The organism is Arthrobacter sp. B1805 (genome assembly GCF_002929745.1).
Classification (GTDB): domain Bacteria; phylum Actinomycetota; class Actinomycetes; order Actinomycetales; family Micrococcaceae; genus Arthrobacter_D.
In genome coordinates this window covers 189380-215223 of record NZ_PJIQ01000006.1, presented here as the reverse complement: position 1 = coordinate 215223, position 25844 = coordinate 189380, and the positions used below count along the sequence as shown (strand labels likewise).

The window sequence follows — 25844 nt, the reverse complement described above, 5'->3', positions numbered from 1 at the left end:
GAACTGGGTGCGAAATCCTGACCACCGCGCTCATTTTGACCCCGAGCCGGGATCTCCTATAAAGTTGTGGCTTGTGGATTGGACACCGGGCACACTCCGGACCAGGAAGCATTGCCTCCTTAGCTCAGTCGGTAGAGCGTCTCACTCGTAATGAGAAGGTCGCCAGTTCGACTCTGGCAGGAGGCTCCACGTAAGCCCCGGAGGTTCCGCCACCGGGGCTTTTTCATGCGCGTCGGCAGGCATGGCAACGGCGGGCGCCATGGGCACCCGCCGTTGCGACGTCGGCCGGCGATCAGCTCATCGCCGGACCGGACTCCGAGGACTTCGTCAGCTCCCCGAGGAACGCATGGCACCTGGCAGCACGCTCGGAATCCTCGGCCATGACCTGCTCGAAAAATTCAGCGATGTCGTCGCGACCGGCGTTACGAGCGTCGCGAACGTACTGGCCGTAGTCATGCCCGGCTTTCAGCGAGTGGTACTGCAGTGAGATGAGGTCGAATGAGACGTCGTCGAATCCGGTTTCTCCAGTAGCCATGAGGCACCTCCATGCTTCGTATGAACAGGTGGTGTCAGGCTAGGACGCGCTGTTTTCGGGCTGCAACGGGAATCGAACCGCCCGAAGTGCTCGCTCCACCATCCGGAGTCTGTTAGTCCGGGTGTCCTCCTCCGAAGCGGCTCGAGCGCCCGGACAAGGAGGGCCACCCGGCGTCGCCGGGTGGCCCTCCTCAACCGCTGCTTCCTAGTTTAGGAACTCCCTAGGCGAAGTCGGACGTCGCAGGGTCGGCGCCGATGCGGCCGGCTGCACCCTTGTCCAGACCGTTGATGGCCTCGATGTCCTCGTCCTCGAGCGTCACGTCGAGCGACTCCCAGTTCTCGATGATGCGCGATTCGGTCACCGACTTCGGGATCACCACGTTGCCGAGAGCGAGGTGCCAGGCGAGGACCACCTGCGCCGGGGTGGCGTCACGCTTCTGCGAGATCTCCTGCAATACGGCGTCGTCCAGGAGCCCCTTGCCGGATCCGAGGGGGGACCATGACTCGTGGAGGATCCCCTTCTCGGCCTCGAACGCGCGCAGCTCCGGCTGGCTGAGGTACGGGTGGGTCTCCACCTGGTTGATGACGGGAACGACTCCGGTCTCGTCGATGATCTCGTTCAGGGCCTCGACGGTGAAGTTCGAGACGCCGATGCTCTTTACGCGACCCTGCTTCTGCAGCTCGACGAAAGCCTTCCACGTGTCCATGTACTTGCCCTGCTTGGGCTGCAGCCAGTGGATGAGATAGAGGTCCAACGTCTCGAGTCCGAGGCGCTCCATCGACTCGTCGAAGGCCTTCAGCGTGCTCTCGTAACCCTGGTCCGCGTTCCACAGCTTCGTCGTGATGAACATTTCGTCACGGCTCAGTCCCGACGCGGCGATCGCGCGTCCTACGCCGGATTCATTTCCATAGATCTTCGCGGTGTCGATGTGCCTGTAACCGGCCTTGAAGGCCTTTCCTACGACATCTTCGGCGACGTTGTCCTCGACCTGCCACACACCGTATCCGAGTTGCGGGATGGTGTTGCCGTCATGGAACTTAAGGCTTGGTGATGTAGTCATACAGGCGGGAACCACGAGCGCAGCGCATTTATTTCTGTTTCCACCGACAACCATCAGCCTGCGAGGCATTCGGGCTGGATGCCAGGAGACCCGTCGGTTGTGCTACTCGGCGCCCGGCATCGCGCGCTCGGCTTCCTCGACGTCGTCGGCCACGAGCCGGGCACGCCGACGCACGTTGTCGAGCCCGGCGGACGCGATTCCCCATCGTTCGCCGTCGAGCCTGGTCATCGCGGCGGCCTCCGCCGTCGTCGCCAGGGTGTTGCCCGCACGCGACAGCGCCCGGTGGACCTGCAGGAGCGCCCCGGGGATGTCGAGTCCGGTACTGGGCGAGGAGGCCTGGGCCCGCACGCAGAGAGCGCGCACGCGCGGCAGCATGGCACCGAGGTCGTCGGCGACCGCGACGAGCTCGTTGTAGACGTCGTCGTCCTCGATGCCCTCGAGGATCTGGTGGTAGCGGTCGAGGCCGCGGCGGAACCGGTCGTGCGCCCGCCGCCACACCCCGGTGCCCAGCTCGGCGTCGTCCTTGCGTCCCTGCCGAGCCGCTGCGAAGAATGCCACCTACGACTTACAGGTACTGGCCCGGCCCGTGCGTGTCCGCCGGAGACGCCTGGGCGCTGGGTGCAAGGGGAGTGCGCTTGGGTTCGCCGTCCTCGCCGACCACGACACCGGGTGCGATCACGGTGCCGGGGGGCAACTGCCGCAGCTGGAGGCGGGCTGCCAGCTGCTGATTCGCCATCTGCTGCGCTGCGAGCGCCGCCTGGATCCCGTGGAAAAGGCCCTCGAGCCACCCGACGAGTTGTGCCTGGGCAACGCGGAGTTCCGCGTCGGTCGGAGTCGAACCCTGGTCGAACGGCAGGTTGATCCGGTGCAGCTCCTCGACGAGCTCCGGCGCGAGGCCGTCCTCGAGCTCCTTCACCGAGCGCTCATGGATGGAGGCGAGCCTCGTCCGCCCGGCGTCGTCGAGCGGTGCGGTGCGGACCTCCTCCAGCAGCTGCTTGAGCATGGTGCCGATGCGCATCACCTTGGCGGGCTCGTCCACGAGCTCGGCGAGGGAGGCGGGACGCCCGTCGGCCTCGCCCGGAGCGCCTGAAGGCACGGCCGGTCCGCCGTTTTGGGGAACGGGGACAGCCCCTGGGGCGGGATCGAAGGGACTGGCCGGCTGCTGTTCAGTCATGACGCTATGCTCCCACAACCGCCCGGAGCCGGGCACGTCAGATCCAGCCTTGTTCCCATGCGATGGCTGCCGCCTCGTGACGGGACGGAGCGTCGAGCTTCGTCATCGCCGACGACACGTAGTTGCGCACGGTTCCCGGCGCCAGGTGCAGCTCCCGCGCTATCGTCTGCAGGCTGGCGCCCTGGCGCCCGTGCCGCAGGACGTCGAGCTCGCGTGAGGTGAGGGGGCAGGACTCGCCCGTGAGGGCACTCGCGGCGATGTCCGGGTCGACATACCTGCGCCCCTCGGCGACGTCCCGGATGACATTCGCGAGCTGGTCTGCGGGGGTGGACTTCGGCACGAACCCTGCGACCCTGCTCGTCAGCGCGCGCCGCAGCACTCCGGGACGGGCATGCCGGGTGACGATCACGACGCGCGTGGCGACGCTCCGGAGTATCTCCTCCGCTGCATAGATACCGTCGGTCGGCGGCATCTCGAGGTCGAGGACGCAGACGTCGGGAGCGTGTTCCCTGGCGAGGCGCACCGCATCGCTCCCGTTGTCGGTGCTCGCGACGACGTCGATGTCCGGCTCCAGCCGCAGCAGGGCCACGAGTGCACCCCGGATCAGATGCTCGTCATCGGCGAGGATCAGGCGGATCACGGCTGATCCCCCAGGGGTAGGTCGGTCGCGGTGCTTCCACTGCGAGCACGGGAACCGGCGGGGACGGGTGCTACGCCTGAATCGGCGGACGAATCCGCCCCGCCGTCGTCCGGTGCCTGCCCCGGAGCAGTAGCGACCAGGATGAACTCTCCGTTGCTCCGTTCGGTATGGACGCCACCACCGACCGCCTCGAACCGACGGTGGAGTCCGTCGATCCCCGAGCCACCCGGACGCGACGTCCCGTTCTCGGCCACGCCGTCGTTCCTGACGGTGAGGACGAAACCGCCGCGTGACCGCGCGAGGCGGAGCGCCACGGTGGTCGCTTCGCTGTGGCGCAGGATGTTGGTCGTCGCCTCGCGGATCACGAGACCGAACAGGGTCCGCTCCTCGGGCGGAAGCCCGACAGCGTCGACGTCGACGGAACAGGCGATGCCGGCTGCCCGAAGCACTTCCGCGGCGTTGGCGGCCTCGGCGGCCAGGGACACCGCCCGATAGCCATGCACGAGCGCGCGCGTGTCCTCGAGGGCGGTACGAGCGAGCGCCTGAGCCTCGTTGATCTGGGTGCGGGCGGACTCCGGATCGGAGTCGAGCAGGCGTCCCGCGAGTTCCGTCTTCAGAGCGATGACCTGGAGGTGGTGACCCTGGATGTCATGGAGGTCAGCGGCGAAGCGGAGGCGTTCCTTGGCGACGGCCAGCTCGCCCGAGGTACGACGGCTGTCATCGAGGCGCAGCACGATCTCCCACCACCAGATACTCGCCACGAAGAGCAGGGGCGTCATCAGCGCCCAGAGGGCTACCGAGATCATGCCCCCTTCGTCCCAGAACGGTCCGCTCATGGCGTGCCCCAGGATCAGGCCGAGCGGACCGTGCACGATGAGCAATACCAGGCCCACACCAGTCACCCACCACCGTCTACGCCGGCTGACGACGACGGCAAGGGCATTGCAGGCGAACCAGAGCGGCAGTGCCCCGATCCACACCGTGTGGTCCTGTGCCAGCCCGAGGACCCACAGGGCCGCACTGGGGATCAGCAGCCACAGCGTGTAGCGGCGACCGGGCAGGCCCGCGCCCAGGCCGCCGCGGAAGAACCAGCAGTAGCGGATCAGCGCCGTGGTGGACGCGACGGTGAGAGCCAGGACCACGCCGTCGAGCAGCTGCCACCCGGGCTCCCCGCTGCCGAGCATCAGGAGGGTGCTGATGCCATTCACGAAGACGCAGTACAGGACGATGGACCCGACCGTGTAGCGCCAGGTGGCCCGGACACCGCGGCCTGCTTCGGATGCGGCGCGGTCCGGAGCAGTTCCCGCGTCCGGTTCCTGCAGGGTGCGTCGATCCGTGGAGAGTGCCATGGCGTCCATCGTAGGACCATGACATATGTCATTGATCCGGCGTGGGTCAGGACCCGCAAGGAGGTGACGTCCGGCCACTGATGCACCGCCGGGGCCACCGGAAGGATTGAGCCATGACCACCTCATCCAGCACCCCGGCACTCCGGTCCACACAGGGCAGCCCCTCCGCACCAGGACAACCGGCCGACACGATCGCCATCTCTGCGCAGGGCCTGCGCTGCAGCTACGGCTCCTACGAGGCCGTCCGCGGCATCGACCTGACCATCCGCAACGGCGAGTTCTTCGCCCTGCTCGGCACCAACGGTGCCGGCAAGACCACCACCATGGAGACCCTCGAGGGCCACCGCCCCGCCACCGCCGGAACGGTAACCGTCCTCGGTGGCGACCCGTACCGGGACAGGGCGTCCATCCGGCCCCGACTCGGGATCATGCTGCAGGAGGCCGGCTTCGCCGATGACCTGACGGTCGAGGAGACGTGCCGGTTGTGGCTCAGGCTCTCGTCGCCGAACCAGCGGGGATTGAGCCGCCACGACGTCATCGCCCGGGGCCTCGACGTCCTCGACATCGCAGGGAAGGCGTCGACCCGGGTCAAGATGCTCTCGGGCGGGCAGCGCAGGCGCCTCGACCTCCTGCTCGCGACGGCCAACGAACCGGACCTCCTGTTCCTCGACGAGCCGACCACGGGCCTCGACCCGGAATCCCGTGAGCGGACGTGGGAGCTGGTCAGAAGCCTGAGGGACGCCGGAACCACGGTGGTCCTCACAACGCACTACCTCGAGGAGGCGGAGGCCTACGCGGACCGCCTCGCCATCATGCACGGTGGACGGATCGCCGTGGAAGGCACGCTCCCGGAGGTCCTGCGCCGTGAACCGTCGGCCATCTCGTTCGAGGTGGACGCGTCCGTCGACGTCCTTCGCCTGACCGGTATGGGGCTGGCTCCGGAGTTCACGCCCACACCGGCCACCACGCAGGTGACCGTGCCGTCGCTCGACCTCCAGCAGGATCTCTGGAAAGTACTGTCCTGGGCAAACGAGAACAGGATCCGGCTGGACCGCCTGTCCGCGTCGGAGGCATCCCTCGCCGCCGTCTTCCGCCGCGTGAGCCTCGGCGACACCGCCTGACGCGCCTCACTGCCACCCCCGAACCCTCGTCCACCAGGAGAAACCATGACAACCGCTCCGAATGCTCCCTCGACAGCCCTCCGGGCCCCGTCCGCCGCCGCCCGCGTCCTGTCCATCGCGCTCATGGAACTGCGCATCATCTTCCGCAACAAGACGGTCCTCACCGGAGCCGTGCTCATGCCGGTCGCCATGGCCGTCTACATGTTCTTCATCGGCGCCGACCAGATGGTTGGTCCCATGGGCATGGCAATCATGGCCGGCCTCACCCTCATGATCGTCACCCTGCTGGGCGTCTACCTGACCGCGACCACGACCCTCGCGACGCGACGCCAGGAATTGTTCCTCAAGCGGCTGCGCAGCGGCGAGTCGTCGGACACGGTCATCTGGCTGGGCATGCTGGCCCCCATCGTGGCGCTGGTCGCCGCCCAACTCGCGATCATCGCCGTCGGCTTCGGTATCGCCGGCGTGGATGCGCCCACCCGGCCCCTTGTCGTGCTCGGGGCCGTCCTCGGCTTCCTCGCCCTCTGTGCGACCGCCGGCATGCTCACCAGCATCTACACGCCGTCCGCCGCAGCGGCCCAGATCACCACCCTGCCCTTCTTCGCCGTCGTCGTCGGCAGCTTCTTCTGGACCGGGTTCGACGACGGCCTCGAGGTGATCTCCCGCCTCACGCCGGGCGGTGCACTGCAGAACCTCCTGATGGCCGGCTGGGGCGCCGAACCGCTCGACGTCTCAGTGGCGGTCGCCGCCGTCGTGCTTGTCGCCTGGGTCCTGCTGCCGTACCGGATCGCCGCCCGGCGCTTCCGGTGGGAGAAGCGCTGAGGCACGGACACGACGAAGCCCGGCGCTCCCTCGGGAGGCGCCGGGCTTCGTCGTGGGTCAGCCGCTAGCAGCAGCGGCCCTCCGGGTTGGCGTCCTGGCGGTCGGTCTTGTCCCGCCAGAACTCCCTCTCCGTCATCGGCAGACCGCCCGCGTGGGAGTGCTCGTGGTGGTCGAGGTATGCCTGGTAGGCGTTTTCCCCCATCACGCCCTTGAACAGCCAGGCCAACTCACGGGCTGTATCCCGCGCTCGGTGCAGGACCTGTGGGACGGTCATCAGTGGCCCGCCCTCGCAGGCCGCTTTCCCGGCTCCAGGGCTGCCCACTGCGCCTCCAGTTCCTTCTCCGCCGGGGAGGCGATGAGGCCCGCAGGCGCGAAGGTGCGCGACGGCACCGCCGGGTCCTCGTTCTCCTTGCCGCCGCCGTGCCGGTAGGCCCGGACGGTGGCGAGGATCGCGGTGATGATCACGATAATCGAGAGCACGACGAAGAAGATCGACAGTGTGCCCTGGATGAACGTGTTACGGACCACGGCTTCCATGGCGGCCACGGTCTTGGCCGTGCCGAAGCTCTCCTCGCCTGCTGCCAGCGCGTCCTTGAACGCCGTGTGCTGCGCCCAGTAGCCGATCGCGGGAGTCGAGGAGAAGATCTTCTGGAACGACGCCGTGATGGTCACCACGGACGCGAACGCGAGCGGGAGGGCCGGGATCCACAGGAACCGGAACATGCCCTTCTTCGCGCAGATCGCCATGCACACCGCGAGCGCGATCGCCGCGAGCAGCTGGTTGGCTATGCCGAACAGCGGGAAGAGCGTGTTGATGCCGCCCAGCGGATCAGTGACGCCCATGATGAGGATCGCTCCCCACCCGGCCACCATGATCGCCGTACAGATCCACGCTCCTGCGCGCCAGGAGGTGTCGCGGAAGCGGGGCACGAAGTTCCCGATGCTGTCCTGCAGCATGAACCGTGCCACGCGGGTTCCGGCGTCGACCGCGGTGAGGATGAACAGCGCCTCGAACATGATCGCGAAGTGGTACCAGAACGCCATCATGCCTGCGCCGCCGAAGACGCCCTGCATGATCTGCGCGATGCCGACGGCAAGGGTGGGCGCACCGCCCGTACGCGAGACGATGGACTCCTCCCCGACGTTGGACGCCATGGTGCTGAGGGCCTCCTGGGTCAGGTTGACGCCGGTGAGTCCGAGGCCGTTCACGAAGGTGACGGCACCTTCGATGGTTCCGCCGGTGGCTGCGGCCGAGGAGTTCATGGCGAAGTAGATCCCACGGTCGATGGACAGCGCGGCGACCAGTGCCATGATCGCCACGAAGGACTCCATGAGCATTCCGCCGTAGCCGATGAAGCGCGTCTGGCGTTCCTTCTCGATCATCTTCGGGGTCGTGCCGGAGGAGATGAGCGCGTGGAAGCCCGAGAGCGCGCCGCAGGCGATGGTCACGAACAGGAAGGGGAACAGCGTGCCTGCGACGACGGGGCCGGTCCCGGACGTCGCGTACGGCGTGATGGCGGGGACGCTGATCTCCGGCCGCGTGATGACGATCGCGACGGCGAGCATGATGATCGTGCCGATCTTCATGAAGGTGGAGAGGTAGTCGCGCGGGGCGAGCAGCAGCCAGACGGGCAGGACGGCGGCGATGAAGCCGTAGATGATGATGCCCCACGCGATGGTGATGCGGTCGAGCGTGAAGAGATCGACGCCCCAGGCCGTCTCGGAGATCCAGCCGCCGCCGATGATGGCCAGCAGCAGCAGCGCGAAACCGATCAGCGACACCTCGGTGACCCTGCCCGGCCGGAGGTAGCGCAGGTAGACGCCCATGAAGAGCGCGATCGGGATGGTCATCGAGACGGAGAACACGCCCCACGGGCTCTCACCGAGGGCGTTCACGACGACGAGCGCCAGGATGGCCACGATGATGATCATGATGGCGAGCGTGGCGATCAGCGCGGCGGTACCACCGATGACGCCCAGTTCCTCGCGTGCCATCTGGCCGAGGGAACGGCCCCCGCGGCGCATGGAGAAGAACATCACGAGGTAGTCCTGCACCGCACCCGCGAAGATCACGCCGATGATGATCCAGAGCGTTCCGGGGAGGTAACCCATCTGCGCCGCGAGCACAGGGCCCACGAGTGGCCCGGCTCCTGCGATCGCGGCGAAGTGGTGACCGTAGAGGACGCGCCGGTCGGTGGCCGCATAGTCCTTGCCGTCGGCCTTGTACTCGGCAGGCGTAGCGCGTCGATCATCAGGCTTCAGAAGGTTCCGCTCGATGAACTTCGAGTAGAACCGGTAGGCGATCAGATACGTACAGACCGCGGCGAAGACGAACCAGATGGCGTTGACTGTTTCGCCCCTGACGATGGCCAGCATCGTCCAAGCGATACCGCCCAGGAGTGCGATGCCTATCCAGAGTGCGATCTTCGCCGGTGTCCACCGGCGGTCTTCTGCTTCAGCCTGCTGCGGGTCGACGGCGACCGCGGGCAGGTCCGAATCCGTCACCAGCACGTCGGCGTGCTGGTGGGATCCGCTCTGCTTCTTACTCATGATGCTCCTCGAGTGCGAGAGTGTGATGCACACGAAGGTAGCAACGTAGTGAGGCTTGCGTCACATGGCAAACCTGCACGGCGAGGGATTGCGCCGAACGCGCCTGCGCTTGCGGCGGGTGGCTCGGCGCTCGGCGGTGGCTGCCGCGTCAGGAGGAGCTGCGCTTGCCCCCGTCGAGGACCGCCGGTGGCTCGTCGTCGTCGTTCGCGTTCATGCCCTCGCTGATACTGGAGTGCGTCCTGGTTCGGCTGTCGGCAGGCTCGTCTGCGTCGTCCGTCGGCCCGTTGTCGACACCGTCCGGCACCTGGTCGCCGAGATTCTGGGCGAAGCTGTCGGCTGCCTGGGACAGGCCGCCTTCGTCCCCGTCCTGGCCGTGATCCGTGGTGCTCACTGTCCTGCTCCTTCCGGTTGGCTGTCCTGCCAGCCTTCCACAGCTGCGGATCATCCGAAAGCATGCTGATGGTTTTTTGCCGTGGGTGGTTCCTCCGGTCGGAGTAGGGTTGATCGGTGGCACAGCGCCATCCGATGCCAGCGGCGCCGTCGATCCCTCCGACCGGAAGCCTGCAGTCCGTGAACCTCCTCCGTGACCTCGTGACCATCGCGCCGTCCGCCCAGGACCACCACCCTGCGCTGCGGTGCGCCGTGGGCGTGGCCGCACCGCTGCTCGTGGTCCTGCTGCTCGGTCGGCTCGACCTCGCGGTGTTCGCCACCTTCGGCGCGTTCGCCGGCATCTACGGACGCAACAAGCCCCACCGCCAGCGCCTTGGAACGCAGGTGCGCGGCGGCGGTCTCATGCTCGCGGTCGTCCTCGCTGCGGCGTTGACCGCGCGCGCCGACGTCGGACCGTGGGGCCTCGTGATGCTCACCAGTGCAGTCGCAGGAATCGGCACCTTCGCCGCCGGACTCTTCCGACTGCGGCCCGGCGGCTCGCTGTTCCACATCTTCGCTTTCGCCGCCATCGCTTCCGTTCCTGCCCAGCCGCCGCTGTGGCAGGGAGTGGTGACGGCGATCGCGACGGTGGCGTTCGCCGTACTCCTCGGGCAGGCGGGGAACCTGTGGCCCCGCCACCGAACGGTGTGGCAGCGCGCCCCTACCGATCGGCCCACCGCGCGGCATGTGGCCGCCCTGGGTCGGGAAGCAGCCCTGTACGTCACGGCGGCGCTGCTCGCAGGCAGCGCGGCGACGGCGCTCGGGATCGGCCACACCTACTGGGCGATGGTTGCGGCGACCGTACCGCTGGTCGGGCAGTCCGCGCGCGCACGCGTGAACCGTGGCCTGCAGCGCATCCTCGGTACGAGCGCCGGGCTCCTCCTGACCGCCCTGATCCTCCTGCCCGCGCTGGCCGCGTGGCAACTCGTCCTCGTGATCGGCGTCGCGCAGTTCGCGGCGGAGATGTTCATCCTGCGGCAGTACGCCCTCGCACAGGCGTTCGTCACGCCACTCGCACTGATCTCCACGGAACTGGCGCATCCCGCCGACCCGGCGACCCTGATCGCGGACCGGGCCGTCGAGACCCTCATCGGCGCCTGCGTCGGGATCGCCCTGGTGCTGTTCCTCCATCTCCGGCAGCGGCCGGCTCGGGCCTAGCTGCGCCTAGCGCATCGACAACAGGATCTTTCCGGTGTGCTTCCCGGCATCGAAGTAGCTGTGCGCCTCCGCGACCTGGTCGAGCGGGAAGGTCCGATCCACGAAGGGGCGGACCGCGCCGGAGGCCACCAGCGGCCACACGTTGTCCTCGACCGCACTCATGATGGCGGCCTTCTCCGCGACGGGACGGGCCCGCAGGGTGGTGCCGGCCACGCTCGCCCGCCGGGCCATGAGTGCCCCGAGGTCCAGTTCCGCCCTCACTCCGCCCTGGAGCCCGATGACCACGAGCCGCCCGCCCGTCGCCAGGGACGCGACGTTCCGGGCCAGGTACTTCGCCCCGACCACGTCGAGGATGACGTCCGCGCCACGACCGTCGGTAGCCGCGCGCAGTTCCTCGACGAAGTCCTGCTCCCTGTAGTTGATCAGCGTCCGCACCCCGAGCGAACGGGCGACGTCGAGCTTGGCGTCGTACCCCGCCGTCACATGCGGCACTGCCCCGAGTGCGAGGCTGACCTGGATCGCCATCACTCCGATGCCCCCGGACGCTCCGTGGATCAGGACGTCGTCGCCCTCGGACAGGCCCGCGTGCGTCACGAGGTTCGACCACACGGTCGCCGCCGTCTCCGGCAACGCGGCAGCCTCCTCGAGGCCCACCCCGTCGGGCGCGCGAACCACCTGCCCGGCCGGCACGACCACCTTCTCGGCGTAGCCACCCCCAGCGAGCAGGGCGACGACGGCGTCCCCCTCCGCGAACCGCGAACGGCCGGGATCCGCGACATACCCCGATACCTCCAGTCCCGGTACGGTCGACGCCCCTTCGGGCGGAGGATAGAGACCACGGCGCTGCTGTACGTCAGCCCTGTTGAGCCCGGCGGCGACGACGTCGATCACCACCTCGTCCTCGCGCCGGACGGGGACGGCGACCTCCTCGACGGACAGCACCTCCGGCCCTCCTGCACCCCTGATCACCACTGCACGCATCCGCGATCCTTCCGTCTTCTGGTATTTGGGCGTCCCCTGCCCTTCGTGAAACACTAGCGGCGGGGAAGGTTGTCCGAGCGGCCGAAGGAGCTGGTCTTGAAAACCAGTGGGCGGTTACCCCGTCTCAAGGGTTCGAATCCCTTACCTTCCGCTCCCCAGGAGGCCCCGCCGCGCGGGGCCTCCTTTCTCTCTCGTGTCCTGAGCCGCAACTGCGTGGCCGTGGTGCACCCCGCCGCCGCCCTGTACTGTCCCAGAAGCAACAGCCACACGATGCGTGGCACAGAACGGGGTCTCGATGCGCGCGGGGGAATTCAGGGAATCAGTGCCCAGCGGTGTGTGCAGGGCAGTGCTATCGATCGTCACCCTTGCGCTCGTGACGGGCTGCACCCTCATCCCTGAGCCCGGCCCGGACCGGGACGCGGAGGGCGCCGTCACCGCCGAAGCCGAGACGGATGCGTTCTCGATCGAGGTGGGCGACTGCATCTCCGACCCCGGTGTTTCGAGCGTCACCGACATCACCGTCCTGCCCTGCGATGAACTGCACGACTTCGAGGCGTTCGCCGCCACGGAGATGCCTGACGGCGACTACCCGGGAGCACCTGCTGCGATCACCGCCGCCAGCGAATTCTGCGCCCGCGAGTTCACCGGCTATGTCGGCGTGGAGTACGACGCATCCGTGCTGGAGATGCTCTACTTCTACCCCGTCGAGGAGAGCTGGAACACCGCGAACGACCGGGAGATCCTCTGCTTCGTCGCTGAACCGGGCGAGACACCGGTGACGGGGTCCCTCCGGAACGCTCGCCGGTAAGGATTCGTCCACGAGCACCTGGCAGGAGCTCGAGTTCGTCCGAGCCGAAGCCCCGGTGGTAACCCTTTGTTCACGATGGTCTGATTGGCTGGCCCCAGGACTGGAAATGTCACCTGTGTCACATAGGGTGCTCATGCCAGGCGCCGGCCCCTGAGGGATCGGCGGGTTTCACTCGCGGCTGCTGCGCGGCCATCGTCAAGGAGATTGAACAACGAATGGTTAATTCGTCATGGAAGGGAGCGCTCGGTGCGGCGCTGTCGGTAGGGCTGATCGCCTCACCGATCTTCGCACTGCCGGCCGTCGCCGAGGAGACACCACCGGCCACGGCGTCCGTCGCAGGAGACGGCGTCATCATCAACGAGGCCTACGTCACCGGGGGCACCGTCGGGACCCCGTTGCGCAACAAGTATGTGGAGCTCTACAACCCCACGGACGCACCGGTGAGCCTCGACGGCTGGTCGCTGCAGTACCGGGGGCCCGAGTCGACGGGTGCGCCGACCGCCTATCCGCTGACCGGCACCATCCCCGCCAAGGGGTACTTCCTGGTCCAGGGACGATCGAACGCAGCGAATGGGGAAGCGCTCCCGACGCCCGATGCGAGCATCGGCATCGACCCCGGCGCTGCCGGCGGGGTCATCGTCCTGGCCAACCAGCCCACCAGCGTGGGTGTCCTGCCGGCCGGTGACACGACAGCCGTCCCCGGCGCCGTCGACCTTCTCGGCTACGGCACGAGAGCGACCTCGTTCGAAGGTGCCGCTGCTCTTGCGCCGGGCTCGGGCAGCGCGCAGTCGGCCAACCGCACCGGTTTCGTGGACACTGCCAACAACAGGGCGGATTTCTCGCTCCAGGCCGTGACGCCGACGAACAGCACGGGCACGACCGGCGGACCCGCCCCCACGCCTACTCCCACTCCCACCGAACCACCCGTCCCCGGCGCCGTTGTTCCCATCCGCGACATCCAGGGCACCGGTCCGGCCACGCCGCTGTCCGGCCAGAGCGTCACCACGCGGGGCAAGGTCACTGCGGCTTATCCCTCGGGCGGGTTCGCAGGGTTCTATATCCAGACGCCGGGCACCTCGGCAACTCCCGAGCAGACCGCGTCCGATGCGATCTTCGTCTACTCCCCCGCGACCGTCGGATCGGTCGCCGTGGGCGACTACGTCGAGGTCACCGGTGTGGCCGGTGAATTCTTCAACCTGACGCAACTCACGGTCGCCGCGGGCGGCACGGTCAAGCTCTCGGAGGCGGCAGAGGAGCCCAAGGCCTCCGCCATCGCACTCCCCGCAACGGAAGCTGCGCGCGAAGCGGCGGAGGGAATGCTCTTCGAGCCCTCCGGGACGTTCACCGTCGCGGACAACTACACGCTGAACCAGTACGGCGAGGTCACCCTGGCTGCCGGCACGGAGCGTCTCCTCCAGCCGACCGACGTCGCCCGTCCCGGCACACCGGAGAATGCAGCGGTCATCGCGGACAACGCCGCCCGCAGCATCCGCCTCGACGACGGGGCCACGACCAATTTCCTGAATCAGGCGAACCGCGGCAAGGTCCTCCCGTACCTCACGCCCACACAGCCCGTGCGCGTCGGCTACAGCGCGGAGTTCATCTCGCCCGTGGTCCTGGATTTCCGCAACAGCGCGTGGAAATTCCAGCCCCTCGCGGAGCTGAGCGGAGCCAGCCCCGCCGGCGTGCAACCCGTGCAGTTCGCGGGTGAGCGTCCTGCCGCTCCCCAGCCCGTCGGTGGCGACCTGAAGATCGCCTCCTTCAACGTGCTCAACTACTTCCCGACCACGGGTGAGGACCTAACCGGCTGCACGTACTACACCGACCGCGCGGGCAACCCGATCACCATCAACGGCGGCTGCACCGCACGCGGCGCTGCGAACAAGGAGAACTTCGAGCGCCAGGAGGCAAAGATCGTCGCCGCGATCAACGCCCTCGGCGCGGACGTCGTCACGCTGATGGAGATCGAGAACTCGGTCAAGTTCGGCAAGGACCGGGACGCAGCGCTCGCCACCCTCGTCGCCGCGCTGAATGAGGCGGCCCCCGGGACCTGGGACTACGTACGCTCCCCTGCGGCCGTTCCCGCGCCCGCCGACGAGGACTTCATCCGCACGGCCATGATCTACAAGAAGACCGCCGCCGAGCCCGTGGGCGAGTCCGTCATCCTGAACGACAACGTGGCCTTCTCCAACGCACGCAAGCCCCTCGCCCAGTCCTTCAAGCCCGTCGGCGGCAGCGAGGCGGAGACGTTCCTCGCGATCGTCAACCATTTCAAGTCCAAGGGCTCCAGCCCGAGCTCCGGCGCCAACGCCGACAGCGGTGACGGACAGGGTGCCTGGAATGCTGCACGCGTCACCCAGGCAAGGGCGCTCGTGGCTTTCGCCGACTCCGTGAAGGCGACGGCGAAGACGGACAAGGTCTTCCTCACGGGTGACTTCAACTCCTACTCGCAGGAGGACCCGATGCAGGTCCTGTACGAGGCCGGATACGTGAACCAGGGCGAGAAGGACGACAGCTACTCCTATGTCTTCTCAGGGCTGAGCGGTTCCCTCGATCACATCCTGGCCTCGCCGACGGCTGATGCCACCGTGTCCGGCGTGGACACCTGGAACATCAACTCGGTCGAATCCGTCGCGCTCGAATACAGCCGGTTCAACAACAACGTCACCGATTACTACAGGGCCGACCCCTACCGCGCGAGCGACCACGACCCCGTCGTGGTGGGACTCGACCTCGTTGCCGAGGCGACATCCACCGAGCTGAATCTGCTGAACATCAACGATTTCCACGGCCGCATCGACACGAACACCGTCCGCTTCGCGGGCACCGTCGAGCAGCTGCGTGCCGAGTCCGGCGAGGACACCACGGCTTTCCTGTCTGCTGGTGACAACATCGGCGCCTCCCTCTTCGCCTCCTCACTGCAGGACGACGAGCCGACGATCGACGTGCTCGATGCCCTGGGCCTGCAGGCCTCGGCCGTCGGCAACCACGAGTTCGACAAGGGCTTCAGCGACCTGGCCGGCCGGGTCGGGGACTCCGCCGGTTTCCCCTACCTGGGAGCCAATGTCTATGCGAAGGGCACGACGGACCCCGTGCTCGACGAGTACAGCATCATCTCTGTGGGGGGCATCGACGTAGCAGTCATCGGCGTCGTCACACAGAGCACCGCGACACTCGTGAGCCCTGGCGGCATCGAGAACGTCGACTTCGGCGATCCGGTCGAGGCGGTCAACCGCGTCGCTGCCGAGATCGAGGAGCAGGACCTCGCGGACGTCATCGTCGCCGAGTACCACGAGGGCGCCGGTGACGGCGTCGTGGAAGGTGCAACGATCGAGCAGGAGATCGCCGCAGGTGGTCCTTTCGCCGAGATCGTCACGGAGACGACGCCCCTCGTGGACGCGATCTTCACCGGCCACACGCACAAGCAGTACGCATGGGATGCTCCTGTCCCGGGTGCTGCCGGAGAGACCAGGCCCGTGCTGCAGACCGGCTCCTACGGCGAGTTCGTCGGTCAAATCAAGCTCACCGTGGACAACGCCACCGGCGAGGTCGAGTCCTACACGGCTCGCAATGTGGCGCGTACCACCGAGACGGACGCCGCGCTCGTGGCAGCATTCCCCAGGGTCGCGGAGGTCAAGACGATCGTCGATGCAGCCCTCGCTGAAGCGGCTGTCATCGGCGACCAGAAGGTCGGCTCCGTGACCGCGGACATCACCACGGCCTTCATCGGCACCGCACGGGATGACCGCTCTTCGGAGTCCACCCTGGGCAACCTGGTCGCTGATTCCCTTCGGGCAAGCCTTGCCCCCGCTGAACGCGGCGGTGCCCAGATCGGCGTCGTCAATCCGGGAGGGCTCCGCAACGAGCTCTATTACGGGCCCGACGGCGTCGTGACCTTCGCCGAGGCCAATGCCGTCCTTCCGTTCGTCAACGATCTCTGGACCACGTCCCTGACGGGTGCTCAGTTCAAGTCGATGCTCGAGCAGCAGTGGCAGCCGGAAGGTGCCTCGAAGTCCTTCCTGGCCCTGGGCCTGTCGGACAACGTCAGTGTCACCTTCGACCCGACGCTCCCACGGGGCTCGAGGATCACCTCGGTCATGATCGACGGCGCGCCCCTCGACCCCGCTAAGGACTACCGGATCGGCACGTTCAGCTTCCTGGCCCAGGGTGGTGACAACTTCACGATCTTCCGCGAAGGCACGGACACCCGCGAATCCGGACTGGTGGACCGGGACGCATGGATGGACTACATCCGGGCCAACAGCCCGTTGTCGCCGTCGTTCGATCGCCGCACCGTCCAGGTGCAGGGCGCTCCGGCAACGGTGACGGCCGGCACGGCGGTCTCCTTCACTGTGGCGAAGCTGGATCTCACGTCCCTAGGCAGCCCGGTGAACACCACGCTGGCCGCGAGCTTCGTCGCGACCGATGGCACGGCAACACCGCTCGGGTCCTTCCCTGTCACCGGCGGCAGCGCCACGGTGGACGTCACGGTTCCATCGACGGCGAGCGGCCAGGGACGGATCGTCCTGACGGCGGCGCCGAGTGGGACGACAGTCACCCTGCCTGTCACGGTGGAAGCAGTTCCGCAACCGGAGGAACCTGCGAAGCCGGCCAAACCCGAGAAGCCGGCCAAGCCGGAGAAGCCGACGAAGCCAGAGAAGCCGGCCAAACCCGAGAAGCCGGCGAAGCCGGAAAAGCCGGCTAAACCCGGCAAGCCGGAAAAGCAGTAGCCGGACGCTCTACCGCGAGCGGGTATCCACCTGGTGCCATTCCTCGGCGCCAGGTGGATAGCCGGGGGGGGCGCGCTGGCGCATCAGCACCGCAGGAGGGGACCTTCACAGTTGGGTGGGGGTCCCCTTCGTTTTTCCCGATCGGCAGTGGGACCTCGTCGCCGTGCGGTCCGTAGCGCCGCAGCGCGGACAGCTAGACCTGAACTGTTCCCGTCCGAACCTGCTCGTCGGGAGCCAGGATGCGGTCGAGGACGGCCGCGGCGATTCCATCGGCGTCCAGTAGCGTCCGGCTACCCGCTGTCAGGGGCGCTCCGGCCTCAGCCGCGATGGCTGTACCCCACTGAACCGACGCGAGCTGAAGCCCGATCACGAAGAGGGAGTCGTGCTCCCGGCCGGTGCGATCGACGGCACGGTAGGGAGGAGCGGTGACGTCGAGCCCGGCGGACGTCACCGGGACGCCGTCCTCCGCCATGTAGGTCCTCGGCCGAACGGTCCCACGCCGCAGGAGGTCGCGCATGAGCGGGGACAGGCTTGTCGACACCCTGTTCGCAGGCATCATCGCTTCGACCAGATAGCGCGCGGTGAATGAATCGCCCTGGACCCAGGGCGAGGTCGCACGGAAGAGGGCCTCATCGGGATCGAACCCGAAGCTCGGATTCGGGCCGACGAAGCGGACGACGCCTGCCCGGACCAGCGCCGCGAGCTGCGCGATTCGAACGGGCGGTGGCCCGCTGGCAAGGCCCTCCACGAGCGGCTCGAACCACCCGCGGAGCTCCGCGTTCCAGGATGAATCGGAGATACCGCCGTCCGCCACGGCCTGTTTGATCAGCGAACGGCCCGCGTTCATGGCGCCGATGGCCATCTTCAGCGGATCATCCTCTCCCTGGGCAGAACCCGAGGCATCCGCGTCGAGGTAGGCGAGCACGGCAGCGGAGTACTCCTCACCGTCGGCGAAGCGGCGCCCTGCGAAAGGCTGTGCGAGGGCTTCGACATCGAGGCGTGCCGCTGCTGGGACGTAGCGCTCGACGACGGCTGCGGCAGCGGACTCCCACGCGGGCCCCTCCAGAGCGAGGGCTTCGTCGAGCTGTGCGAGGAATGTGGCGGGTCGGTCACCCGCGGCTGTTCCCGTCCGGCAGAGCGTGGAGTAGTAGGCCCACAGCACGTCCCGATGCAGCAGTGGCCAGATATCGTGGTCGAAGCCCGACTGGATGCCGGACTGCCTGAACGCCAGGACCCGGTGCGGAGTGCAGAACCGCATCCTGACACTTCGCGGGATGTAGGACTCGAGCATCGCTTTCGCCCGGTAGGGCACCCCGCGACGCGAGGCGGCTACCAGCATGGGTTCCCGCCCCGAGGGCTCGTAGTAGAGGCGCCCGTCGTCCCTGGGCACGAATCGCCCACCGCGACCTTCCGTCAGCTGGATCATGGCGTCGAAGAAGTTGAGTCCGAGGCCCCGGATCAGGACAGCCTTCCCTGCCGGCAAGCGGTTCCAGGCTACGTCGGCCGGCACGGCCGGCGGCCAGTACTGCAGACCGTGGCGTGCCGCGGCGTCCTGCAATCTCTCCTGTTCCGGTGTGAGAGTCGCCGCGAGATGACCGACCGCCAGGACGACCTCGTCAGCGTCGACCGAAGACCCGTCATCGAGGAGGATGCGCCACCTGCCACTCGTTCCGGCACTGCTCGGGCGGCCGCCGACATCGGCCCCGTCGTAGCGGGCGGCGGTGGATTCTGGACCAGGTGCGACAGGCTCGAGGCTGACAGCTTCGTGCCGGTGGTGCGTCACGCTGACCCCGGGCCCGGCCTTCCTGGTCACCTCCGCGAACATCCAGGCGAGATACCGGCCGTACAGCGCCCTACTCGGGAAATCACTCGACGACAGCCGGGCACATTCTGCGCGGTCGGCGGCCTCGAGGCCTGCGACGATGCCGGCGTTGACGCTTATCCGCCACTCGTCGAAGGACAGTGCGACCAGTGGAGGCTCCACATCGGCGGCGGTGGCCCCGACAGGCACCACCGTGGGATAGAGGCAGGGCGTATTCATGAGGAAGAGCCGTGATTGGTCGGTGCGCCAGATGTGCCCCGGACCGGGCTCGTGAGGCTCGACGACATGGATGGTGATGCTCGGCGCACCCTCACCAAGGCCACGGTGCTGCGTGATCAGCCGTTCGACGACGGAGGTGCCGCGCGGGCCGCCACCGATGACGGCGACCTGCCGTGCCTCCTGATTCTCCACGGGCCAAGACTATCCAACGCTGCCGATTCATCCGCCCGACAGAGCGGAACGAACGATGCCGGGTGTCCCCTCGCCTGCATAGGATGGGCGGATGACCCACCCGACGGAGACCATGGCAACACCGGAGGACCGCTTCCTCTGGCTCGAGGACATCTACGGCGACAAGCAGCTCGAATGGGTGCGCGCGCAGAATGCGCTGACCGAGGAAGTCCTTGTCACGCCGAACTTCGAGGAGCGGGAACGGCGCATCCTCGAGGTACTGGACTCCACCGATCGAATTCCCATGGTGGGCAAGCACGGCGGGTTCTACTACAACTTCTGGCGGGACGCCGAGCACCGGCAGGGCATCTGGCGGCGCACCACCTGGGAAAGTTATTCATCCGGCGCCACGGAGTGGGAACTGCTCCTGGACGTCGACGCACTGAGCGCCGCCGAAGGCACGGAGTGGGTGTGGGCGGGAGCGGTCTTCCTTCGCCCGTCCGAGGGAGCACCCCACGAGCGGGTCCTCGTCGTCCTTTCCCCCGACGGAGGCGACGCCCACCGTTACCGCGAGTTCGACCTCGGGACGCGGGACTTCGTGGAGGGGGGCTTCGACATCCCCACGGCGAAGAGCCGCATCAGTTGGGCTGACCGCGACACCCTGTACGTCGGCACCGACTTCGGGCCCGGGTCGATGACGTCCAGCTCGTACCCGCGAACCGTGCGCGTCCTGCAGAGGGGCGGGGAGCTGACCGAGGCCGAGCAGTATTTCGACGTGGACGAGAACCACATGATGGCGCTCGTGCTGCACGATTCCACGCCCGGCTACGAGCGGGATCTCGCCGTCGACACGATCGACTTCTACACCCGCCGCACCTTCCTGCGGCAGGACGATGACTGGCGATTGATCGAGGTGCCCGAGGACGCAAGCCTCTCACTGCACCGTGAGTGGCTGATCGTGCGGCCGAGGACAGACTGGTCCATGACCATCGCCACCCACGGTGCAGGGTCACTGCTCGTCATCCCGCTGGATGCCTTCCTCGCCGGCGACCGTGCGTTCGTGACCGTGTTCGAGCCCGATGCGTCCACGTCCCTCCAGTCCTGGAGCTGGACCCGGGACTATCTGCTGCTCAACCTGCTGCGCGACGTCTCCTCGGAGATCCGCGTCCTCGATCCCGCGAACGACTGGACTTCGGAGCTCCTCGACGCCTGTCCGCCCCTGCACTCGGTCGATGCGTACGCGGTCGACGACGAGGACGACGAGAGCGGCAACGACTATTGGCTGATCGCCACCGGATTCCTGACGCCGTCGACGCTGCATCGTGGCACCATCAGGGGGGACCACACGCCCGTCAAGTCTTCGCCCTCCTACTTCGACGAGGACCTCTACACTGTCGAGCAGCACTTCGCCATGTCGAGCGACGGCACGCGCGTGCCCTACTTTCAGATCGCGTCGAAAGACCTGCGACTCGACGGCGGGAACCCCACCCTGCTGTCCGGCTACGGCGGCTTCGAACATTCCATGACCCCGGCCTACAGCGGCGTGATCGGCCGCGGGTGGCTGGAGCGCACCACGGAGGACGGCCGGCGCGGCGTCTACGTCCTGGCGAACATCCGCGGTGGGGGCGAGTACGGGCCGCAGTGGCATCGTGCCGCGCTCCACGCCGACCGGCACAGGGCGTACGAGGATTTCGCGGCGATCGCCGGGGACTTGGTGCAGCGGGGCGTCACGTCCCCCGCACTGCTGGGGTGCACCGGGCGGAGCAACGGCGGACTGCTCGTGGGCAACATGCTCACGACCTACCCGCACCTGTTCGGTGCGATCTCGTGCGGCGTGCCGCTCCTGGACATGCGCCGCTACACGAAGCTGTCCGCCGGGTTCTCCTGGATCGCCGAGTACGGGGACCCCGACAAGCCCGAGGAATGGGAGTACGTGCGGACGTTCTCGCCCTACCATCTCCTCCGGGAGGACGTCGTGTACCCCAAGACGATGATCTGGACCGCGACGAGCGATGACAGGGTCGGCCCGGTGCAGGCCCGCAAGATGGCAGCGAAGATGAAGGACCTCGGCGTGCAGAACGTCTGGTTCCATGAGGCCCTGGAGGGCGGGCACGCCGGCGCGGCCGACAATCGGCAGGCGGCGAGGATGCACGCGATGAGCTTCGAGTTTCTCTGGCGGGCACTGACCGGCTCGCTCTGACGGCCTCCCGCTCGCCTTCCTCCGCCGGGCTGACGTGCCTCTCGCCTCCCGGTGACGAGGACGCGCCTCCGACTGGTCCTTCCGGTGGTACTCGAGCGGCTGTTTTGCTCTTGCCGTCACCTTCTGGGTAACCTTGGGAGGCTAGAGATAGCCGATGGAGACGTGCCAGAGCGGCCGAATGGGCTTCACTGCTAATGAAGTGTGGGCCTAAAGCCTACCGGGGGTTCAAATCCCCCCGTCTCCGCTCTAAGACCCCCGCGCAAGCGGGGGTCTTTTTGTTGGGCGAGCCCTGCGAGCCTCACTCGTAGTTTGTGACGGGTCAGCGTTCCGAGCAGCCCACAGCGCTCCATGTAATGGAGCGCTGTGGGCGCCCCGGGCGCCCGCCCTGGTCGCTACGCCTTGAGCGCCAAGGCGAACGGGAGGACTCCCGAGGCCCCCGCGGCCCTCAGGGCACGCCCGGCCTCGGTGATCGTCCACCGGCTGTCCGCGAAGTCGTCGACGAGCAGTACCGGGCCGGGATTGGCTGCGAACCAGGCGGCGCCTTCGCGCGGAACCGCGAAGTGATCCCATACGGAGGCGAGACGGAACGCGCTGTTGCCGCCCGGCTGGCCCTGCGGGAAACCGTGGGGGGTTGTGAGTTGACCGAGGTAGGGAATGCGCCCGACGCCGGCAAGCGCCTGGGCGAGCGAGCCGATGAGTTGGGGGCGCCGTCGCGAAGGAACACTCACGACTGCCACGGGACGTTCCTCCCAGCCCCATTGCGCCAGTACACGGACGACAGCTTCTACGACGGCAGCGTCCAGCGGAGCATCGGGGGTCGAGTCCGAGAGCAGATCCCGGAGCCTGTTACCCCAGCCGAGATCGGTGAGTCGCGCCAGGGCCCGCCCCGGCAGGCTGACTTCGCCCGGCTTGAGCTTTCCCTTGAGCTGCACACCCAACGTGTCCATGCCGCTGGGCCACTGGCCGCGGGGCTCCAGTTCCACGCCGACCCTGCTGAGGGCCTGACCGGCCGAATCCGACGCCTCGTGGGCGACCTCGTCCGAGTACCAGGCGCCCGCGCAGTTGTCGCACCGTCCGCAGGCAGTAGCGCCGGGATCATCGAGGGACCTCGCAAGGAACTCCATGCGGCAGCCCGTGGTGTTCTCGTAATCGAGCATTGCCCGCTGTTCGACGATGCGGGCTTCACTGATGCGCTGGTACCGGTCGGCGTCGTAGGTCCACGGGGCACCCGTGCTCTCCCAACCGCCCGTGACCTTGCGCACCGCGCCGTCCACGTCGAGCACCTTGAGGAGGAGTTCGAGGGGCGAGCGCTTCAGGTTGACCCGCGTCTCGAGGGCCGGTGTGGACAGCACGACGCCGGGCTCGAGGGCGTCCAGAACCCGAAGGGCAGCATCCTGCGAGGGCATGGACGCGGTGGCGAAGTACTCCCAGATGTCGCGGTCCTCGGCTCCGGGCAGCAGGAGGACGTCGGCATTGGGCGTACCGCGGCCGGCGCGCCCCACCTGCTGGTAGTAGGCAACGGGCGACGACGGTGCGCCCAGATGCACCACGAATCCCAGATCGGGCTTGTCGAAGCCCATTCCGAGCGCGCTCGTGGCGACGAGCGCCTTGACCTCGTTGTTCTTGAGGGCGGTCTCGGCAGCCTCGCGGTCGGCGGGGTCCGTGCGTCCCGTATACGCGCGGACGGCGTGCCCGTTCTCCCGCAGAAGCCGTGCAGTGTCCTCGGCCGCCGACACCGTCAGCGCATAGATGATCCCGCTGCCCGGCAGCTCCGACAGGTGGGTCAGCAGCCACGCGAGGCGTGAACGCGGGCTCGGCAGTCGGAGCACTCCGAGGCGCAGCGACTTCCGTGCCAGCTCGCCGCGCAGCGTGAAGACCTCCGTGCCGCCGGCCCCGAGCTGCTCCTCGACATCCTTTACGACGCGCGAATTTGCCGTCGCCGTGGTGGCCAGCACGGGGATGCCCTGCGGCAGCCCCATGATCAGTTCCCGCAGGCGACGGTAGTCCGGCCGGAAGTCGTGTCCCCAGTCGGAGATGCAGTGCGCCTCGTCGATCACGAGCAGACCCGTGCGGCGCATGAGCTCCGGCAGGTAGTGCTCGCGGAAGGCCGGGTTGTTGAGACGCTCGGGCGAGACGAGGAGGACATCCACCTCATCGGCCTGCAGCTTGGCGATGATCTCCTGCCACTCGGTCTGGTTGGCCGAGTTGATGGCCGCCGCACGGACCCCTGCCCTCGCGGCGGCGGCAACCTGATCCCGCATGAGCGCGAGCAGCGGCGAGACGATGAGCGTGGGGCCGGCACCGCGGGCCCGCAGCAGCAGGCTCGCCACGAAATACACCGCGGATTTGCCCCAGCCCGTCCGCTGGACGACGAGCGCGCGCCGGCCGCCGTCGACGAGCGCTTCGATGGCCTCGAACTGCCCGTCGTGGAACCGGGCGTCCGGTGACCCTACGAGGGTGTGCAGAATGGCGCTTGCTTGCTCGTTCAGCGTGGTGGTCGACGACATGTCCCCAGTATCCCAGCCGCTTCCCACACTCGAAACGGGAGCTCGGCTATGTGGGAAACGGACGGTTCGACGCCACCCGATACACTTCCAAGAGTGACTACACTCCTCGATCTTTCTGCGTCCTTCAAGGCCTACGACGTCCGCGGCATCGTGGGCGAGACCATCACGGTGGACTCGGTCCGGGCCGTCGGAGCAGCCTTCGTCGACTCGCTGGAGCTGGCCGGGGAGACCATCCTCGTGGGCGGCGACATGCGGCCTTCGTCCCCTGAATTCTCGAAGGCGTTCTCCGAGGGGGCAACGCGCCGCGGTGCCAACGTGCTCTTCCTCGACCTCATCTCCACCGACGAGCTGTACTACGCGAGCGGCACGCTGAACGCCGCCGGCGTGACCTTCACGGCCAGCCACAATCCCGCGCAGTACAACGGCATGAAGATGACGCGTCCCGGCGCGGTTCCGGTGTCCTCGGAGACGGGCCTCAAGGACGTGCAGGAGCGGGCCGAGCGCTACCTCGCCGAAGGGACGATCCCCCCCGTCGACATCGAGGGCCACACGAGCGTGCGCGATGTCCTCGAGGAGTACTCGCGCTTCCTCCGCGCCCAGGTCGATCTCTCCTCGTCGCGCCCGCTCAAGGTCGTCGTGGACGCCGGCAACGGCATGGCCGGCCTCACGACTCCCGCCGTCCTCGGTGACCGCATTCTCCCCGCCCTGCCGTTCGAGATCGTTCCGCTCTACTTCGAACTCGACGGCTCGTTCCCGAATCACCCGGCCAACCCCCTGGAGCCCGAGAACCTCCTGGATCTGCAGGCGGCCGTCGTCGAGCACGGCGCCGACATCGGTATCGCCTTCGACGGCGATGCCGACCGCTGCTTCATCATCGACGAGAAGGGCGAGCCCGTCTCGCCGAGTGCGATCACCGCGATGGTCGCGCGCCGCGAGATCGCCCGCGCCCAGGCCGCAGGCGAGGCCGAACCCGTGATCATCCACAACCTCATCACGTCCAGAGCAGTCCCAGAGCTGATCAGGCACGACGGCGGTCGGCCGGTCCGCACGCGGGTGGGCCACTCCTTCATCAAGGCCGTCATGGCCGAGGAAGGCGCCGTCTTCGGTGGCGAGCATTCCGCCCACTACTACTTCCGCGGCTTCTGGAACGCCGACACCGGCATGCTGGCCGCTATGCATGTGCTGGCCGCCTTGGGCGAGCAGGATGGACCGCTGTCGGAACTCGGCCGCGAGTACGAGCCGTACTTCTCGTCGGGTGAGGTCAACTCGAAGGTCGCCGACCTCCACGCATCGATCGCCCGCGCCCGTGCCGAGTTCGAGCAGGACGACGTCGTGGTCGACGACCTCGACGGCCTCACGTTCGCCCCGACCCACGGTGACTGGTGGTTCAACCTCCGCCCCTCCAACACCGAACCGTACCTCCGGCTCAACGCCGAGGCCGTGGATCCGCAGACCCTCGAGGATCTCGTCCAGCGCGTCCTCGCCGTCATCCGCGACTGACGGGCGCAGCCACACACACAACGAGAGGCCCCTTTCGGTGGAAGGGGCCTCTCGTTCTGCGGGAACTG

General features: G+C 67.7%; 19 protein-coding genes and 3 tRNA genes. 10 read left to right on the top strand and 12 right to left on the bottom strand.

The genetic code is table 11. The features are described 5' to 3' along the window. Positions 1–113: 113 nt before the first annotated feature. Positions 114–189, top strand: a tRNA-Thr gene (locus tag CXQ96_RS09155). 103 nt (positions 190–292) lie between these two features. On the opposite strand, the gene CXQ96_RS09150 is transcribed toward CXQ96_RS09155, so the two are convergent. The 6 genes from CXQ96_RS09150 to CXQ96_RS09125 all read right to left on the bottom strand — a co-directional run bounded on the left by CXQ96_RS09150 (position 293) and on the right by CXQ96_RS09125 (position 4758). Next, on the bottom strand, positions 293–535 hold the full coding sequence (locus tag CXQ96_RS09150) for an acyl carrier protein (protein WP_104117720.1): 243 nt from the start codon (positions 533–535) through the stop codon (positions 293–295). A 220-nt stretch (positions 536–755) separates the two neighbouring features. After that, a complete protein-coding gene (locus CXQ96_RS09145; protein WP_104117719.1) occupies positions 756–1595 on the bottom strand; it encodes an aldo/keto reductase in 840 nt (279 codons plus the stop codon). A 102-nt stretch (positions 1596–1697) separates the two neighbouring features. Continuing rightward, positions 1698–2153, bottom strand: coding sequence for a hypothetical protein (locus CXQ96_RS09140; RefSeq protein WP_104117718.1), 456 nt, complete (start codon positions 2151–2153; stop codon positions 1698–1700). Positions 2154–2160: 7 nt separating this feature from the next. Continuing rightward, positions 2161–2769, bottom strand: coding sequence for a bacterial proteasome activator family protein (locus CXQ96_RS09135; protein WP_104117717.1), 609 nt, complete (start codon positions 2767–2769; stop codon positions 2161–2163). A gap of 37 nt (positions 2770–2806) precedes the next feature. Beyond that, positions 2807–3409, bottom strand: coding sequence for a DNA-binding response regulator (locus CXQ96_RS09130; protein ID WP_104117716.1), 603 nt, complete (start codon positions 3407–3409; stop codon positions 2807–2809). After that, positions 3406–4758, bottom strand: a complete 1353-nt coding sequence (locus CXQ96_RS09125; protein WP_181036409.1) for a sensor histidine kinase — start codon at positions 4756–4758, stop codon at positions 3406–3408. The genes CXQ96_RS09130 and CXQ96_RS09125 overlap by 4 nt, the downstream gene beginning before the upstream one ends. A gap of 113 nt (positions 4759–4871) precedes the next feature. On the opposite strand from CXQ96_RS09125, the gene CXQ96_RS09120 reads away from it, so the two are divergent. Next, positions 4872–5879 (top strand): ABC transporter ATP-binding protein, encoded by a 1008-nt coding sequence (locus CXQ96_RS09120; protein WP_104117715.1) that lies wholly within the window; start codon positions 4872–4874, stop codon positions 5877–5879. Between the two features lie 45 nt (positions 5880–5924). Beyond that, the gene (locus CXQ96_RS09115; protein WP_104117714.1) at positions 5925–6701 is read left to right on the top strand and encodes a hypothetical protein; all 777 of its coding nucleotides are present in this window, start codon (positions 5925–5927) and stop codon (positions 6699–6701) included. A 64-nt stretch (positions 6702–6765) separates the two neighbouring features. Here CXQ96_RS09115 and CXQ96_RS09110 read toward each other — a convergent pair whose 3' ends face one another. The 3 genes from CXQ96_RS09110 to CXQ96_RS09100 form a co-directional block, all read right to left on the bottom strand. Beyond that, entirely contained in the window at positions 6766–6975 is a 210-nt protein-coding gene (locus tag CXQ96_RS09110) for a YbdD/YjiX family protein (RefSeq protein ID WP_104117713.1), read from the bottom strand. Next, positions 6975–9251 carry a carbon starvation CstA family protein gene (locus CXQ96_RS09105; protein WP_104117712.1) on the bottom strand — a complete coding sequence of 759 codons (2277 nt, stop codon included), beginning with the start codon at positions 9249–9251 and terminating at the stop codon, positions 6975–6977. Before CXQ96_RS09105 ends, CXQ96_RS09110 begins: the two co-directional genes overlap by 1 nt. A 148-nt stretch (positions 9252–9399) precedes the next feature. After that, positions 9400–9642, bottom strand: a complete 243-nt coding sequence (locus CXQ96_RS09100; RefSeq protein ID WP_104117711.1) for a hypothetical protein — start codon at positions 9640–9642, stop codon at positions 9400–9402. A 179-nt stretch (positions 9643–9821) separates the two neighbouring features. Here CXQ96_RS09100 and CXQ96_RS09095 point away from each other — a divergent pair, with 179 nt between their 5' ends. Next, positions 9822–10838: an FUSC family protein gene (locus CXQ96_RS09095; protein ID WP_104117765.1), complete on the top strand. Its 1017-nt coding sequence runs from the start codon at positions 9822–9824 to the stop codon at positions 10836–10838. A 6-nt stretch (positions 10839–10844) separates the two neighbouring features. Here the strand turns inward: CXQ96_RS09095 and CXQ96_RS09090 are convergent, their stop codons facing one another. Next, the gene (locus tag CXQ96_RS09090; RefSeq protein WP_104117710.1) at positions 10845–11819 is read right to left on the bottom strand and encodes an NAD(P)H-quinone oxidoreductase; all 975 of its coding nucleotides are present in this window, start codon (positions 11817–11819) and stop codon (positions 10845–10847) included. Between the two features lie 63 nt (positions 11820–11882). Here CXQ96_RS09090 and CXQ96_RS09085 point away from each other — a divergent pair. From CXQ96_RS09085 to CXQ96_RS09075, 3 genes are all read left to right on the top strand, one after another. Next, a tRNA-Ser gene (locus CXQ96_RS09085) sits at positions 11883–11970 on the top strand. A gap of 123 nt (positions 11971–12093) precedes the next feature. Next, positions 12094–12627 carry a septum formation family protein gene (locus tag CXQ96_RS09080; RefSeq protein WP_104117709.1) on the top strand — a complete coding sequence of 178 codons (534 nt, stop codon included), beginning with the start codon at positions 12094–12096 and terminating at the stop codon, positions 12625–12627. 215 nt (positions 12628–12842) lie between these two features. Then, positions 12843–17357: an ExeM/NucH family extracellular endonuclease gene (locus CXQ96_RS09075; protein ID WP_104117708.1), complete on the top strand. Its 4515-nt coding sequence runs from the start codon at positions 12843–12845 to the stop codon at positions 17355–17357. Positions 17358–17550: 193 nt separating this feature from the next. On the opposite strand, the gene CXQ96_RS09070 is transcribed toward CXQ96_RS09075, so the two are convergent. Continuing rightward, a complete protein-coding gene (locus CXQ96_RS09070) occupies positions 17551–19590 on the bottom strand; it encodes an FAD/NAD(P)-binding domain-containing protein (RefSeq protein WP_104117707.1) in 2040 nt (679 codons plus the stop codon). Between the two features lie 91 nt (positions 19591–19681). On the opposite strand from CXQ96_RS09070, the gene CXQ96_RS09065 reads away from it, so the two are divergent. Next, the gene (locus tag CXQ96_RS09065; protein WP_104117706.1) at positions 19682–21769 is read left to right on the top strand and encodes a prolyl oligopeptidase family protein; all 2088 of its coding nucleotides are present in this window, start codon (positions 19682–19684) and stop codon (positions 21767–21769) included. Between the two features lie 156 nt (positions 21770–21925). Continuing rightward, positions 21926–22013: transfer RNA gene (locus tag CXQ96_RS09060), tRNA-Ser, on the top strand. A 148-nt stretch (positions 22014–22161) separates the two neighbouring features. Here CXQ96_RS09060 and CXQ96_RS09055 read toward each other — a convergent pair. Then, a complete protein-coding gene (locus CXQ96_RS09055; protein WP_104117705.1) occupies positions 22162–24276 on the bottom strand; it encodes an ATP-dependent DNA helicase RecQ in 2115 nt (704 codons plus the stop codon). Positions 24277–24369: 93 nt separating this feature from the next. Here CXQ96_RS09055 and CXQ96_RS09050 point away from each other — a divergent pair, with 93 nt between their 5' ends. Further along, positions 24370–25776, top strand: coding sequence for a phosphomannomutase/phosphoglucomutase (locus tag CXQ96_RS09050; RefSeq protein ID WP_258058991.1), 1407 nt, complete (start codon positions 24370–24372; stop codon positions 25774–25776). Positions 25777–25844 lie beyond the last annotated feature (68 nt).